This window comes from Aquirufa echingensis (genome assembly GCF_042714525.1).
Classification (GTDB): Bacteria; Bacteroidota; Bacteroidia; order Cytophagales; family Spirosomataceae; genus Aquirufa; species Aquirufa echingensis.
This window is the reverse complement of sequence record NZ_JBBKYA010000005.1, coordinates 184,476-199,302: the sequence shown is the minus strand read 5'-3', so window position 1 is coordinate 199,302 and position 14,827 is coordinate 184,476. Positions and strand designations below refer to the sequence as shown.

Here is a 14,827-nt window from a genome sequence, read left to right as displayed (position 1 = left end):
GACTAAACGTGCATGCGGTTTTTGACCAAATCGATTGCTAGAAAAAATGCATGTAAAAACGAGCTTGGGTCAGCTTCATTTTTACCCGCGATGTCATAAGCCGTTCCATGATCAGGTGATGTACGGATGATCGGTAAACCCGCCGTGAAATTCACACCCGTCTCAAAAGCAATGTATTTAAACGGAATCAATCCTTGGTCATGGTACATGCCCAAAACCCCATCAAATTCCTTGAATTGTGCTTTTCCGAAGAAGCCATCTGCCGGGTAAGGACCGAAAACCAAAACACCTTTCTTGCGGTATTCTTCTATCACCGGTTGGATGATTTCCAGTTCTTCTTGACCTAATAAGCCCGACTCGCCTGCATGTGGATTCAATCCCAATACGGCTAATTTGGGTTTCTCGATGGCAAAATCTTCTTGTAAACTCTGCAAGAAAACATCGATCTTATTTTTGATTAATTCCTTCGTCAAGGCTTTGCTGACATCTTGCAAGGGTAGGTGTCCCGTCGCAACGCCCATGCGGAAGCCTTCGCTCACCATCATCATCAAGGAGTTTTTCGCCTCGAAACGTTCGGTTAAGTATTCGGTGTGGCCAGGGAATTTGAAGTCCTCCGACTGGATATTATGCTTATTGATAGGTGCAGTAACTAAGGCTGCCAATAATCCCTTGTCTAAATCTTGTGCGGCACGGTCTAAGCATGCAAATGCAGCTTTACCGGCTTCAGGGGTTACTTTTCCAGGTTCTACAACGGTGTTGGAATCGTCCCAACAAGTAATCAACGAAGTATGTCCTTCTGTTGCTTCTTCCATGGAATCAATGCTTTTGATTGACCAATCTTGTAGATCTAATTGCTTTCGGTAGAATTTAATGACTTGTTGGGAGCCATAAATCACCGGTGTACACCATTTTAAGATACGCTGACTGCCTAAGGCTTTTAAAATGACTTCGGGACCGATACCGTTGTAGTCTCCTAAGGTTATGCCAATAAAAGGTTTCGTTGCGCTCATATAAAATGGGTGAATTTTGGACTTGCAAGTTAAGAAATTTCACAGGAAGGATGTAGATATTTTTTTCGCCCTGCATATTTTGGTAACGAAGCCTATAAAAATTGTAAATTTTCAAGTTTTGCCAAATAAAATAGCGGTCATTGTACTTAAATCCCAATTAATTTATCATTTTTGTTACAATGCACTAAAAATATTAGCATGCCAAAATCATACGTTAAGAAAATCTCGAGTCTTCTCATCGCGAACCGCGGTGAAATTGCCATCCGTATTATGCGTGCCGCTTCTGAACTTGGAATCAGAACTGTTGCGGTTTACACCTTTGAGGATCGCTATTCTTTACACCGTTATAAAGCGGATGAGGCTTACCAAATCGGTAAGGACAATGAGCCATTAAAACCTTATTTGGATATCGAAGGACTTATTGCTTTGTGTAAGTCCAAAAAGATCGATGCCATTCATCCGGGTTATGGATTCTTATCAGAAAATGTTGGTTTAGCGCGTCGCTGCCGTGAAGAAGGCATCGTTTTCGTAGGTCCGTCTCCTGAAGCCATGAATGCATTAGGGGATAAAGTAGCTGCCAAAGTTGCTGCCTTGAAAGCCAATGTACCGATGATCCAAGATTCAAAAGGAGATATGTCGGTGTACGAAAATGCCTTATCCGAAGCCCGCCGTATCACATTCCCAGTGATGGTGAAAGCCGCAGCTGGTGGAGGTGGTCGTGGAATGCGTGTTGTTCGTACGGAAGAGGAATTAGAAAAAGCACATTCAGAAGCGAAAAATGAGGCAAAAAACGCCTTTGGTGATGATACATTGTTCATCGAGAAATTCATCGATGATCCCAAGCATATTGAGGTTCAATTACTCGGTGACCAACATGGTAATTTGGTTCACCTTTACGAACGTGATTGTTCCGTACAGCGCCGTTTTCAAAAGGTTGTAGAGGTTGCCCCTTCTTTTGGTTTAAAAGAAGAAACGAAGCAAAAATTATATGCGTACGCTTTGTCAATCGGTAAGGCGGTTAATTATTACAATGCGGGAACCGTTGAGTTCCTAGTGGATAAAGATGAAAATATCTATTTCATCGAAGTGAATCCACGTATTCAAGTGGAACACACCATTACCGAAGAGGTAACGGGAATTGATATCGTGCGTACCCAAATCTTGGTTGCGCAAAATTATAAATTATCCGATCCAGGTATTTTCATCCAAAACCAGGAAGATATTCCTTTGAAGGGTTTTGCGATTCAGTGTCGGATTACCACAGAAGATCCATCGAATGGCTTTAAGCCCGATTTTGGTACGATCATCGCTTACCGTAATGCTGCCGGTTTTGGTATTCGTTTGGATGAAGGATCATCGTATCCAGGGGTTAAGATTTCGCCCTATTTCGATTCAATGTTGGTAAAAGTTTCTGCCAAAGGCCGTACGCTACGTGGGGCCTCTGAGCGTTTGAACCGAGCATTGTCTGAGTTCCGTATTCGTGGGGTGAAAACCAATATTCCTTTCTTGCGTAATGTGATCACGCATCCCGTGTTCCAAGAAGGAAATTGTACAGTTCCGTTTATCGCGAATCATCCGGAATTATTTAATATAAAGCCTACACGTGACCGTTCAACAAAAGCTTTACGCTATTTGGGAGAGGTAATCGTGAATGGGAATCCGGACGTGAAAGTGAAGCCTACTGCTCCTTTCCGTACGCCAATTATCCCTTCAGTGGATGAGTTTGCGGAATTCCCCCGTGGACACAAACAATTATTGACAGAATTAGGACCTGAGCGTTTCGCGAAACACATTCGCGATTCGAAACAAGTTTTATTTACGGATACAACTTTCCGCGATGGACACCAATCGCTTTTGGCGACACGTGTTCGTACGCAAGATATGTTGGCAGTAGCATCAGGTTTCGCTAAAACCTTCCCGAATTTATTCTCGATGGAGGTATGGGGTGGTGCAACTTTTGATGTGGCGATGCGATTCTTGCATGAATCTCCTTGGAAGCGTTTGGAAGAGTTCAGAGAGGCGATGCCAAACATGCTTTTACAGATGTTATTCCGTGGTTCCAATGCCGTGGGTTATTCGGCTTATCCGGATAATTTAATCGAGAAGTTCGTAGAGAAATCATCCGAATCCGGGATCGATGTCTTCCGTATTTTCGATTCCTTGAACTGGATCGATGCGATGAAGGTATCTATCAAAGCGGTTCGTGAGCGCACGCCTGGTATTGCTGAGGCTGCGATTTGTTACACAGGTGATGTGTTTACGAATGAGAAGTACAACATGCAGTATTATTTGGATTTAGCGCGCCAACTAGAAGATGCGGGAGCGCACATGCTTGCCATTAAAGATATGGCTGGATTGTTACGTCCATTCCAGGCAGAGAAATTGGTTACTGAATTAAAGAAAGCGGTTGCTATACCGATTCACTTACATACGCATGATACAGCTTCGGTTCAATCGGCTACGTATTTGAAGGCGATTGAGGCGGGTGTTGATGTGGTTGATGGGGCTTTGGCAGCGATGTCTGGCTTAACTTCCCAACCGAATTTAAACTCTTTGGTAGCGATGATGCAAGGTCATCCTTACGATAGTGGTTTGGATTTGGATGCCATGAATGATTATTCCAATTATTGGGAAGCGGTTCGTACGATGTACTTTCCATTTGAGTCGGAATTAAAAGCAGGAACAGCAGAGGTTTATAATAATGAGATTCCGGGTGGGCAATACACCAACTTACGTGGTCAGGCGATTGCCTTGGGCGTAGGGGATAAGTTTGAATTATTGAAGGACAATTATTCGGAAGCGAATAAGTTATTTGGTGATATTGTTAAGGTAACTCCATCTTCGAAAGTAGTAGGCGATATGGCCATTTTCATGACGGCAAATAGCTTGTCGGCAGAAGATGTATATGCCAAAGGTTCTACTTTATCTTTCCCAGAATCTGTGAAGGATTTCTTCAAAGGGGGATTGGGTCAACCTTATCAAGGTTTTCCAAAGCAATTGCAGGAAATCATCTTGAAAGGAGAAACGGCTTACGAAGGACGTCCGAACGATAACTTAGCGCCGATTGATTTTGATAAGGATTATGCGGCATTTGTTGCGAAATTCCCTGACAATGAAGGAGGCTTCTTGGATTACTTGTCATACAAAATGTATCCAAAGGTTTACGAGGATTATTATAAGAATCAAGCTTTGTATGGTGATTTGTCTGCGATGCCTACGCCAGCCTTTTTCTATGGCTTAAAGCAGGATGAGGAAATCATGATCACGATTGAGCCAGGTAAGACGATCATCGTGAAGTATTTATATATGTCAGACCCTGATGAATCCGGCTTACGAAACATTACGTTTGAATTGAATGGTCAAGCTCGCCGATTGAAAATCTTGGATAAGAACATCAAGGTTGAGCGTGCCCAACATGCCAAAGCGAAGGCCAAAGGAGATATTGGAGCACCTTTGCAAGGACGTTTGAGTCGTATATTGGTGAAACCGGGTGAGGAAGTGAAGAAAAACGCTCCATTGTATGTGATTGAGGCGATGAAGATGGAGTCGATTGTTTCGGCGCCGTTTGAAGGGATTATTGGAAACGTAGTCTTGAATGAAGGTACGGTCGTGGAGCAAGAGGATTTGGTATTGACTTTGGAAGAAGCCAAATTGCCAGAACCTGATGTAGAGGAATACTTATTCGTATATGGAACTTTGCGTCGTGATTGTGGAAATGACTTACATCGCTTGATCGCTCGCAACTCGGATTATGTGGGCATGGCGACTTATCAAGGCCAAATGTATCAAGTGGCAGATTATCCGGGAATTATTCCTTCGGATGATGCCAAAGATCAGGTGGTTGGGGAGTTGTACTTGCTTTCAAACACGATCAAGTTGTTGAATGTCTTGGATGAATACGAGGAATTTGATCCAGAAAGCTCTGAGAAATCCTTATTTATACGTGAGCATGTGACGGTTAAATTAAAGGACAAGGAAATTACTTCATATGCATATCTTTACAATAAACCCGTTGATTCGAAGAAACGAATTGCTTCTGGGGATTATTTAAAAGGATAATTTTATGAAAAAGCTGCTTTTGTTGTTGATGATTTCCAGTACTGTTTGGGGTCAAAATTTGTTGACAAAAGCACATGCGCACAATGATTATGAACACGAGAGGCCTTTTTACGAGGCCTTTTCGTTGGGCTTTGGTTCCATTGAAGTGGATGTTTATGCGGTCAATGGCCAATTGTTGGTAGCCCATGATGTGAAGGATTTGAAAGCTTCAAGGACCTTTCAGAATTTGTATTTAGATCCTTTAGTTCAAGTTTTAACTTCTGGAAAAGCGGGGAACTATCATCAATTATTGATTGATTCGAAAACCTCTGCGGATTCAACTATGCCGTTATTATTGAAGGCTATTGAGCCATATAAAGATTTATTGCTCAAAAATAATTTCCGAATTGTCATTTCGGGTAATCGGCCTGCCGTTTCGGATTATGTCAAATTCCCGAATTGGATTACGTTTGACGGTCGGTCGAACGAGGAAGTACCTTCCTTTTTAGCATCCCATGTGGTTTTAGAAAGCGAGGCTTTTTATAAATTCGGCATTTGGAATGGGGCATCACCCATGTCACCTACATTGCGGACTAAATTGAAGAGCTATATCGATAAGGTACATGCTTCAGGCCGCAAAGTTCGTTTGTGGGCAACGCCGGAGGAATTGATGGCTTATCAGACTTTCTTGGATTTAGGCGTGGATTATATCGGGACTGATCAGTTGGTGGCTTTGGCGGAGTATTTGAAGGCAGCGCGTTAGTGGGCAGTAATCAGTTGTCAGTGGTCAGTTTCCTGTTTTCATGTGATTGGCCGAAGTTATCATCGTTTATGTAGAGACGCGATACCTCGCGTCTATTTTTGGTAGATTTTCATGATATTTCTTTCCATTGACTTTAGCCTAGGGGAATAAAAGTATTTAGGTTATTCGCCATAGTTCTCTTTTTTATCTCTGATTTTTTTTGTTGTTTTAGAGGTAAAACCTATTTAAACATCTAACGTCCAACGACTAATGTCTAACGTCCAATCTCTTACCTCTTAACTCTTAACTCTTAACTCTTAACTCTCACCTCCCTATGTTATCTCGTCGTCGCTTTCTTGCACAAAATTCATTATTAGCCCTCGCGGCATTTTTACCTTCAGCAAAATCCAAGACCTATCGCTTGGGTTATTCGGCCATCACATGGGGTGGAAAGGATGAATTAGCTATTGAGGAATTGTCGGTATTAGGTTACAAAGGCATACAATTGCGTGCGAATACCTATGCGAAGTATAAAGATAATCCAAGCGATTTGAAGCAATTATTGGATGCCAAAGGTTTGTCTTTGGTTATGTTCTCGAGTGGAAATGTCGAAATTGATCCTGCGAAAATGGAAGCAAATGTGGCGATGCATGTAAATCATGCTCGATTTGTGAAAGCTTTGGGTGGTAGTTCGATTCAGTTAACGAATAGTTTACGAAAAAATAATGTGGCACCTACGGCAGATGAATTAGCCCGTTTGGCAGCAGCCATGAATGAAATAGGTGCTTTAACGAAAGAAATAGGTATTCAGGCAACTTATCACAATCACATGAATCAATATGGTGAGACACCTGAGGAGGTAGATGCTTTGGTTAAATCCATGGATCCCCAATATGTTCGTTTGTTATTAGACGTAGCACATTATCACCAAGGGGGAGGGAAACCTGCGGAGGCGGTGATAAAATACCAAAAGGTATTGCACAGTATGCACATCAAGGATGTAGAATGCCCAATCAAGGGAGATTCGAACCCTAAATCTTATAAATTCGTTGAATTAGGGCAAGGCAATGTTGACTTGGTTGGCGTTTTTGCTGCCATGGATAAAATAAAATTTGGTGGCTGGGCTATTGTTGAGTTGGATGCTGTTCCTGATAAAGCAAAATTACCTGTGCAATGCGCCCAGATTAGTAAAGATTTTTTACAAGGTAAAATTGCGTATCAATTTTAGTAAATTGCCGAATAAATTAATGATATGCTAAAAAAGCGCGACGCGGCTATAGGTTTTATATTTGTTACCTTATTGATTGATGTAATGGGAATTGGAATCATTGTTCCGATGATGCCCACATTGATTCGGGGTTTTACAGGAGGGGATTTAAGTGTTGCCTCGCAATATTCCGGTTGGTTGATGGCCTCGTATGCCATTATGCAATTTGTGTTTTCACCCATTTTAGGGGGATTATCGGATCAATTCGGTCGGAGACCCGTTATTTTGGCCTCCCTTTTTGGCTTCTCCTTAGATTATTTATTACTAGCAAACGCACCCAACATTACTTGGCTGTTCGTAGGTAGGATTCTTGCTGGGATTACTGGGGCAAGTTTTACCACGGCTCAAGCCTATATCGCCGATGTATCAACGGCTGAAAATCGTGCCAAGAATTTTGGTATGGTTGGTGCTGCCTTTGGTTTAGGATTTATTGTGGGACCCGCCATTGGCGGTGCTTTGGGTAATATTGATGTGCATTTGCCATTTTATGCCTCAGCGGGTTTGACCATGCTGAATGCGCTTTATGGGTATTTTGTATTGCCGGAGTCCTTGAGTTTAGCGAATCGTCGACCGTTTAATTGGAAGCGCGCGAATCCGTTTGGGTCGCTAAAACACATGTCGCGTTATCATCCGCTCGTTTTAGGATTAATCGCTGGATATTTCTGTATTCAATTAGCGAGTCAGGCACATCCGAGTACTTGGTCCTATTTTACGATGAAAGTATTTAATTGGTCCCCAGATGAAGTCGGCTATTCCTTAGCTTTTGTAGGTTTAATCGTGGCCATTGTTCAAGGTGGATTGACTCGCGTGATTACCCCCAAAATAGGGGAGCGGAAAGCTATTTCATTTGGTTTGCTTTTGTGGGCTTCGGGTTTTTTACTTTTTGCCTTTGCCTCTAAATCTTGGATGATGTACGCATTTATGGTTCCTTTCGGATTGGGAGGATTGGCGGGTCCGGCTTTGCAGAGCTTAATAACCCAACAAGTGGGGGCGAATGAGCAAGGCGAATTGCAGGGTGGCTTGACAAGTCTTCAATCCATTACCACGATTTTAGGTCCGCTTTTTGCATCGAACCTATTTGCTTATTTCACGACATCAGAGCATAATTTCCCTGGCGCCGCATTCTTTGCAGCTGGGATTGTTGGGTTCCTTGCTTGGGGAATCATCATGCGTTCGATTCCGAAAAATAATCAGTAAACTGATAATTGGTTTGATTACATGTTTAGTGGAATGAAATATTGTTGTGAAATCAATACCTTTCGGAAAAAAATAAACCCTTATGAAAAACATACGTAACGCATTCATGTTAGGCTTGCTTTTATGCAGCACTATCATCTTAAAAGCACAATCCACAGAAGAAGTTTTGAGTAAGCATCAAGCTGCCATGGGAAGTCCTGAAAAATGGACTTCAGTTAAAAGTTTGGTGATGAAAAATAAATTCAGTGTTCAGGGGATGGATATTGAAAGTAAAACATCGATTCTGGTCGGTAAAGGTTTTCGTACAGAGGTAGAAGTAATGGGTAATAAAATTATCACTGCGATTAATGGTGAAACGGGATGGATGATGCGACCTGCCATGATGGGCGGCACGGGTGAGCCTGAGCAAATGCCAGGGGATCAAGTGAAATTAGCTGCATCGCAGAAAAATATTGGATCAACGTTAATCAACGCGCTGAAAGATGGGGCAAAAATTGATTTAGTAAGCAAAGAAAAGTTAGATGGTGCTGATGTTTACTTGTTGAAGGTAAGCAAGGCAAGTGGTGAAGAATCGCAAGTTTATGTGTCAGCTTCAACGTATTTTATCGTAAAAGTGACAGGCAAATTAAAAGCCAATGGACAAGAAGTTGACACGGAAGTTAACTTTTCAAATTACAAGGCTGTAGATGGATTGTATTTTCCATACACGATGGAAACAGCGAGTCCCATGGGTGGAATGATGACAGTAGATACTGTTTCCATTGAACTCAATCCGAATATTGATGTGAATATTTTCGCAAAGCCAACTAAATAAGTTTTTTGCGTTTTAACAATTTCGGGGGGCTAAAAAGTCCCCCTTTTTTATTGTTAAAAATTCGTAATTTTGCCGTTTAATAAACCGCTTATGAGATACCTGTATATCCTGTTTTGTTTGAGTTTTTTGTTTTCCTGTCAATCAGATACTAGTTTAAATCCCCAAACAAAAACAGAAATATTGTTGAGTACCACTTGGCAGATTCAAGAAGTAATAGCTAGTGGTTATTTAAATGGGACGGTTTACCAACGCGGTAGAACCGCAGAAGGATCGCAATATGATATGTCCAAAGTGCGTTTGACATTCAAGTCGGATGGTACGTGTATTGCAATTGATAATACCGGAAATAACTCCGCATCCGGTAAATGGAAGTTAATTAATAATGACACTCAATTGCAAATCTCGGATACCAATTACTTTGTATTGGATGGAATAGGTAATATTGAAACCCTCATAAAATCTGAATTTACTTTTTCTGGAACGCGTACATACAAGTCGACGTATGTAGATGCTTCTGTCAGAATGGTTCCAGTTCCTTAAGGTAAAAATGTGTTGATGTGATTTCTTGCCATGTAGATGGCCTTTTGTACATCGTCATCTGAGCCTTCAAAGGCTTTATCTTCCACTTCAATCACGATAGGTCCACGGTATCTAATATCATGCAAGGCGCTGATGAATTTTCCCCAGTGAATATCGCCTAAACCCGGTAATTTTGGGGAATGGTATTCCAATGGATTCGCCATGATTCCTACGCGGTCTAATTTCTCTGGATAGACCTTGACATCCTTTAAATGAATGTGATGTAACTTTTCCGCATAGTGATAGATGGGGTATAAATAATCCATCTGTTGCCAAACCATGTGTGAAGGATCATAGTTAAGTCCAAAATTCGTCGAAGGAATAATGCTAAAGAGTTGATCCCAAATTTTAGGCGTAGTTGCCAAGTTTTTGCCTCCTGGCCACTCATCATCTGTGAAAAACATGGGGCAGTTTTCAATGCCTATTTTGATGTTTAATGTGTCTGCTAAGGCAATAATTTCTGGCCAAACTTCCTTGAATTTGTCCATGTTGTAGGCGACACTTTTGGTAAAATCTCTTCCAATAAACGTGTTAACCACAGGTATTTCGAGTACTGCAGCTGCGCGAATAATCTTTTTGATATGTTCGCGGTAAAACTGTGCCTGCTCCTCATTGGGGTCCATGGGATTCGGATAATAACCCAACGCAGATATCTTTACGGGGTGTTGCTTTAAATAGGTTTTTAAATTCAATAAGCCCAAGGAATCTAATTGGTCCACGGCAATGTGACTTACACCTGCATAGCGACGGGTATCGCTGTTTTGTGAAGGCCAGCACATCACTTCTACACACGAAAAGCGCGCGCGATGAGCAAAATCCAACACCTGTTCCAAAGACAAATTGGGTAAAATCGCTGAAGCAAAACCTAATTCAAGCATCTTATTTTTTTTCTAAAAGGTAATACAAGGCAAATGAAAATGAAGCAATCCAGAGGCCAACTGCCTCTCTAGCTAATTCTTGATTCATTGTTTTCATTGCCAAGCCATCTGTCATAAATCCTTCCCAAGCAGTCATTTCAACCCATAATTGGATGCCTGCAAATGTACTTAGGACAAATAAAACTAGGGTTAATTCTTTATTGACCATTCCTCGGAATGCCTGGAATGATACATACGTGGCAACCCCATAAATAGGAACCCATAAAATGGGGTCAGGGTCATTAAACTGCCAATACGTAAATAAAAGAAAAGTTATGGAAAAGAGGATTCCCAAAAATGAGATGGCTTTTTTCGTTTTCATAAGTTTAGTTACACAGGTTAGTTACGGCCTCCTTGGCTCCAGGATATTTTAATTTTTGTGCTTGTTGCAAAGCAAAACAAGCTTTTTCTTTCTCGTTAACTTTATAATAACTCAAGCCCATCGCATAAAACCCTTTTCCAAAATTGGGGTCAATTTGCACACTTGCTTCAAAATCTTGATTGGCCAATGCATATTTTTCTTGTTGGAAATAAATATTTCCTCGGTTGTACAAGGCATTGATCTCTTTAGCGTTTTTTGAGATACTCAAGGTGAAGTCGGCAATGGCGGCATCCGGTTTACCCAGGGCTGCTTGTACAATACCATGTTGTAAATAAGCTGCGCTTGAATCAGGTTGTAATTTGATAGCTGCTTCGGTAGGAGCTAATGCTTTAGCCCAAATACCTTGTTCCATTTCAAGTGCACCTAAGTTCATTTGCGCCGAGTATAGGGATGGTTTTAATTCAATGGCTTTCTGGTAGTTGGTTCTTGCTTCATCCCAACTTTTCTCTTGAAAAGCGATAACACCTTGCAAATTATAAGCTTCTGCTAATCCAGGATTTTTCTCCAATGCTTTCTTAATTGCTTCTTTGGCAGATACTGTCTCTCCTTTTTGTAAACGACTCTTCGCTTCTTGTAGCCAAGAATCAGCATCTGAAGAGCAAGCAAGTAGCAATAAGGAAAGGCAGAAAAAGGAAAGAATTCGCATATTTTTAATTTGAAATTAAAGTTAAGGGGTATTCGGAAATTATTGGCATATATTTTGAAAAAAGCGCAGATTTTGCCATATTTGCATCGGCAAATTACCAGCTCCCGCTGAATCCTCCAGGTCGTGAAAGAAGCAAAGGTAGGTTGGTTGTAGCGGTGAATTTGCCATTTTTTTTTGCCTTTTATAAACCTCCCCATATGAAATTTTTTATCGACACGGCGAATTTAGCCCATATCAAAGAAGCACAAGATTTAGGCGTTTTGGATGGTGTAACAACCAATCCCTCTTTAATGGCCAAAGAAGGCATTAGTGGAAAAGATAATGTTTTACGTCATTATAAAGCTATTTGTGACTTAGTTGATGGGGATGTTTCTGCGGAAGTAATTGCCACAGATTACGAAGGCATGATCCGTGAAGGGGAGGAGTTAGCTGAATTGGACGACAAGATTGTTGTGAAGATACCAATGATTAAAGATGGTATCAAGGCATTGAAATATTTTTCAAATCGTGGGATTAAAACCAATTGTACGTTGGTTTTCTCAGCTGGGCAAGCGCTTTTAGCTGCTAAAGCGGGAGCAACTTATGTTTCTCCTTTCATTGGCCGTTTAGATGATATTTCATTTGATGGCATGGATTTGATCGATCAAATTCGTGTGATTTACGATAATTACGAGTTCGAAACTCAAATTTTAGCTGCATCTGTTCGTCATCCAATTCACATTATCAAATGTGCTGAGATTGGCGCTGATGTAATGACAGGCCCATTGTCTGCGATGTTAGCCTTATTAAAACACCCATTAACGGATAGTGGTTTAGCAACTTTCTTAGCTGATCACGCCAAGTCTAACCAATAATTTAATTTTTATGTCTGTATTGACTTTTGAAAATGTTCATATCTCGCAGGAAGGAGTTCCTACTTTAACAGATATATCGTTAACAGTTGAGGCAGGTGAATTTTATTATTTGATTGGTAAATCGGGGTCAGGAAAAAGTACCTTTTTCAAAGCTATTTTCGGTGAATTAGCCATTGATGCGGGCTCTGCTCAAGTTGCTGGCTATGATTTGGTGACGATTAAAAATCAAGATATTCCGTATCTACGTCGCAAATTAGGATTTGTATTCCAAGACTTTCAGTTGTTAACCGACCGCAATGTTGAGCGGAATTTGGCTTTTGTATTAGAAGCAACAGGACATACAGATAAGGCTGAAATCAAAACTCGTATCGAAGCTGTTTTGGAGCAGGTAGGTATGTCCAATGCCATACACAAACGCGTACATAAATTGTCCGGCGGAGAGCAGCAACGCATCGCGATTGCTCGTGCTTTGTTGAATAATCCGTTGTTAATTCTTGCAGATGAGCCTACTGGGCATTTAGATCCGGAGGTTTCGATGGAAATCATGCAATTATTTAAGCAATTGACCCAACAAGGGACTTCGATCATCATGGCTAGCCACGATTACCACACCATCGAACGTGTTCCAGGAAAAATCTTGAAATGCGAAGGTGGGCATATCGTGCCGATAAGCTCTCTTTAATCTCTTATTTTCCTGTCAAATAGGTTACTGGAATAATACATTCCTCTAGCGAAATACCGCCATGCTGGAAGGTATTACGGTAGTGGTTGACATATTGATTGTAATTGTTCGGATAGGCAAACATGTAATCTTCTTTCGTAAATACATACGAAGTAGAAACATTGGGTTTCGGCAAGAATAATTGCTCAGGCTTTCGGCAGACCATCATCTTACTTGAGGCATCCCAATTTAAATTTTTCCCTTGTTTGTAGCGTAAATTCGTGTTTGTATTGCGATCTCCAATGATTTTAATCGGGTTTTGTACGCGAATCATGCCATGGTCTGTAGTGATGATTACACGCCCTTTTTTCTCTGCGATGCGCTTCAAGAAATCGAATAAGGGGGAGTGCTGGAACCAACTCGCCGTTAGGCTACGATATGCGGATTCATCGGGTGCTAATTCCTTAATCATGGCCATATCCGTCCTTGCATGGGAAAGCATGTCCACAAAATTATAGACAACGACATTCAACTGGTTGGTCAATAATTTATTGAAATTATCAACTAACTGTTTCCCCTGGTATTGATGAACAATTTTATGATAAGATGCCTTTGCGTCGATTCTTAGGCGCTTTAATTGCTCATTTAAGTAGAACTCCTCATGTTGATTATAACCTTCCTCATCTTCCGAATCCCCTAAATCAAACACCCATTTGTCGGGGTAATTTTTTTGAATCTCCATCGGCATCATGCCTGCAAATATTGAGTTTCGCGCATAAGCCGTTGTGGTAGGTAAAATGGAATAATAGGTCTTTTCATCTTCCACTTGGAAATAATCTTGGATAAATAATTCCAAGGTTTTCCATTGGTCATAACGTAAATTGTCTACCAAAATAAAGAAGAGCGGAGACTTATCTTGAAGGCGCGGAAAAACATGTTTACGCATCATCAAATGGCTTAAAATTGGCGTGTCGCTATTGGGTTTCTGTAACCAAGATTCATACGAATTCTCGATGAATTTACTGAAATGGACGTTGGCTTCTGATTTTTGGTTGATGAGTACCTCCGACATCGATTTATTCTCTGTCTGATCGATTTCCAGCTCCCAATAGGTTAGCTTTTTATAGATTTCAGCCCATTCTGCCGCGTTTAAATCATCTTGATAACGCATGGAAAGTTCCCGAAATTCTTGTTGGTAACTTAAATTCGTCTTCTCCTCTTCCAAACGTTTTTTGTCAAAAATACGCTTAACGGACAATAGTAATTGATTTGGATTCAGTGGTTTAATGAGGTAGTCGGCAATTTTAGATCCGATAGCATCTTCCATCAATTCTTCTTCTTCCGATTTTGTAATCATGATAACCGGAAGATTCGGACGAATTTGCTTAATCGCAATTAAGACCTCTAGCCCTGTCATTCCAGGCATGTTTTCATCTAAAAATAAGACGTCGAATTTTTGTTTATGAACAAGGTCCAAGGCGTCAGCCCCAGAATTGACAGCCGTTACTTGATAACCTTTGCTTTCTAAAAATAAAATATAGGGTGTTAATAAATCAATTTCGTCGTCCGCCCAGAGAATGGAATAATTCATATGTTAGTTTTTATCACCTAAACGAATCATTAGGTTTTTATTGCCTTTAAATCCTTAAAAAATGTTAATGTCAAAAAGCTTTATGGCAGGTTAAATTTAACTAAATTTGTGCAGGCTATCATTGCATGT

General features: G+C 40.8%; 13 protein-coding genes. 8 read left to right on the top strand and 5 right to left on the bottom strand.

Annotation, left to right across the window (positions count from 1 at the left end; all coding sequences use genetic code 11):
* Window positions 1-2: 2 nt before the first annotated feature.
* Window positions 3-1,010: a 4-hydroxythreonine-4-phosphate dehydrogenase PdxA gene (gene pdxA, locus SKC38_RS11080; RefSeq protein ID WP_377977209.1), complete on the bottom strand. Its 1,008-nt coding sequence runs from the start codon at window positions 1,008-1,010 to the stop codon at window positions 3-5.
* A 198-nt stretch (window positions 1,011-1,208) separates the two neighbouring features.
* Here pdxA and SKC38_RS11075 point away from each other — a divergent pair, with 198 nt between their 5' ends.
* The 6 genes from SKC38_RS11075 (at window position 1,209) to SKC38_RS11050 (ending at window position 9,608) form a co-directional block, all read left to right on the top strand.
* Entirely contained in the window at window positions 1,209-5,069 is a 3,861-nt protein-coding gene (locus SKC38_RS11075) for a pyruvate carboxylase (RefSeq protein WP_377977208.1), read from the top strand.
* A gap of 4 nt (window positions 5,070-5,073) precedes the next feature.
* Window positions 5,074-5,811: a PI-PLC domain-containing protein gene (locus tag SKC38_RS11070; protein WP_377977207.1), complete on the top strand. Its 738-nt coding sequence runs from the start codon at window positions 5,074-5,076 to the stop codon at window positions 5,809-5,811.
* Window positions 5,812-6,124: 313 nt separating this feature from the next.
* Window positions 6,125-7,018 (top strand): sugar phosphate isomerase/epimerase family protein, encoded by an 894-nt coding sequence (locus SKC38_RS11065; protein ID WP_377977206.1) that lies wholly within the window; start codon window positions 6,125-6,127, stop codon window positions 7,016-7,018.
* Between the two features lie 24 nt (window positions 7,019-7,042).
* On the top strand, window positions 7,043-8,254 hold the full coding sequence (locus SKC38_RS11060) for a TCR/Tet family MFS transporter (protein ID WP_377977205.1): 1,212 nt from the start codon (window positions 7,043-7,045) through the stop codon (window positions 8,252-8,254).
* 82 nt (window positions 8,255-8,336) lie between these two features.
* On the top strand, window positions 8,337-9,068 hold the full coding sequence (locus SKC38_RS11055; protein WP_377977204.1) for an outer membrane lipoprotein-sorting protein: 732 nt from the start codon (window positions 8,337-8,339) through the stop codon (window positions 9,066-9,068).
* A 90-nt stretch (window positions 9,069-9,158) separates the two neighbouring features.
* Window positions 9,159-9,608, top strand: coding sequence for a DUF5004 domain-containing protein (locus SKC38_RS11050; RefSeq protein ID WP_377977203.1), 450 nt, complete (start codon window positions 9,159-9,161; stop codon window positions 9,606-9,608).
* On the opposite strand, the gene SKC38_RS11045 is transcribed toward SKC38_RS11050, so the two are convergent.
* Genes SKC38_RS11045 through SKC38_RS11035 form a run of 3 tightly spaced genes read right to left on the bottom strand, consistent with a single transcriptional unit; the run spans window position 9,605 to window position 11,592 of the window.
* Window positions 9,605-10,525 carry a sugar phosphate isomerase/epimerase family protein gene (locus tag SKC38_RS11045; RefSeq protein ID WP_377977202.1) on the bottom strand — a complete coding sequence of 307 codons (921 nt, stop codon included), beginning with the start codon at window positions 10,523-10,525 and terminating at the stop codon, window positions 9,605-9,607. The genes SKC38_RS11050 and SKC38_RS11045 overlap by 4 nt on opposite strands.
* 1 nt (window position 10,526) lies before the next feature.
* The gene (locus SKC38_RS11040; protein WP_377977201.1) at window positions 10,527-10,886 is read right to left on the bottom strand and encodes a transmembrane 220 family protein; all 360 of its coding nucleotides are present in this window, start codon (window positions 10,884-10,886) and stop codon (window positions 10,527-10,529) included.
* Between the two features lie 4 nt (window positions 10,887-10,890).
* Window positions 10,891-11,592: a tetratricopeptide repeat protein gene (locus SKC38_RS11035; protein WP_377977200.1), complete on the bottom strand. Its 702-nt coding sequence runs from the start codon at window positions 11,590-11,592 to the stop codon at window positions 10,891-10,893.
* A 197-nt stretch (window positions 11,593-11,789) separates the two neighbouring features.
* On the opposite strand from SKC38_RS11035, the gene fsa reads away from it, so the two are divergent.
* Window positions 11,790-12,446, top strand: coding sequence for a fructose-6-phosphate aldolase (fsa, locus tag SKC38_RS11030; RefSeq protein WP_377977199.1), 657 nt, complete (start codon window positions 11,790-11,792; stop codon window positions 12,444-12,446).
* Between the two features lie 10 nt (window positions 12,447-12,456).
* Window positions 12,457-13,128: a cell division ATP-binding protein FtsE gene (locus SKC38_RS11025; protein WP_377977198.1), complete on the top strand. Its 672-nt coding sequence runs from the start codon at window positions 12,457-12,459 to the stop codon at window positions 13,126-13,128.
* 4 nt (window positions 13,129-13,132) lie between these two features.
* On the opposite strand, the gene porX is transcribed toward SKC38_RS11025, so the two are convergent.
* The gene (porX, locus tag SKC38_RS11020; RefSeq protein WP_377977197.1) at window positions 13,133-14,698 is read right to left on the bottom strand and encodes a T9SS response regulator signal transducer PorX; all 1,566 of its coding nucleotides are present in this window, start codon (window positions 14,696-14,698) and stop codon (window positions 13,133-13,135) included.
* Window positions 14,699-14,827 lie beyond the last annotated feature (129 nt).

Coding starts and splice junctions, on each gene's coding strand:
- porX (WP_377977197.1), bottom strand. CDS start 14,698: ATGAATTATTCCATTCTCTGGGCGGACGACGAAATTGATTTATTAACA.
- pdxA (WP_377977209.1), bottom strand. CDS start 1,010: ATGAGCGCAACGAAACCTTTTATTGGCATAACCTTAGGAGACTACAAC.
- SKC38_RS11055 (WP_377977204.1), top strand. CDS start 8,337: ATGAAAAACATACGTAACGCATTCATGTTAGGCTTGCTTTTATGCAGC.
- fsa (WP_377977199.1), top strand. CDS start 11,790: ATGAAATTTTTTATCGACACGGCGAATTTAGCCCATATCAAAGAAGCA.
- SKC38_RS11035 (WP_377977200.1), bottom strand. CDS start 11,592: ATGCGAATTCTTTCCTTTTTCTGCCTTTCCTTATTGCTACTTGCTTGC.
- SKC38_RS11075 (WP_377977208.1), top strand. CDS start 1,209: ATGCCAAAATCATACGTTAAGAAAATCTCGAGTCTTCTCATCGCGAAC.
- SKC38_RS11040 (WP_377977201.1), bottom strand. CDS start 10,886: ATGAAAACGAAAAAAGCCATCTCATTTTTGGGAATCCTCTTTTCCATA.
- SKC38_RS11065 (WP_377977206.1), top strand. CDS start 6,125: ATGTTATCTCGTCGTCGCTTTCTTGCACAAAATTCATTATTAGCCCTC.
- SKC38_RS11070 (WP_377977207.1), top strand. CDS start 5,074: ATGAAAAAGCTGCTTTTGTTGTTGATGATTTCCAGTACTGTTTGGGGT.
- SKC38_RS11025 (WP_377977198.1), top strand. CDS start 12,457: ATGTCTGTATTGACTTTTGAAAATGTTCATATCTCGCAGGAAGGAGTT.
- SKC38_RS11045 (WP_377977202.1), bottom strand. CDS start 10,525: ATGCTTGAATTAGGTTTTGCTTCAGCGATTTTACCCAATTTGTCTTTG.
- SKC38_RS11060 (WP_377977205.1), top strand. CDS start 7,043: ATGCTAAAAAAGCGCGACGCGGCTATAGGTTTTATATTTGTTACCTTA.
- SKC38_RS11050 (WP_377977203.1), top strand. CDS start 9,159: ATGAGATACCTGTATATCCTGTTTTGTTTGAGTTTTTTGTTTTCCTGT.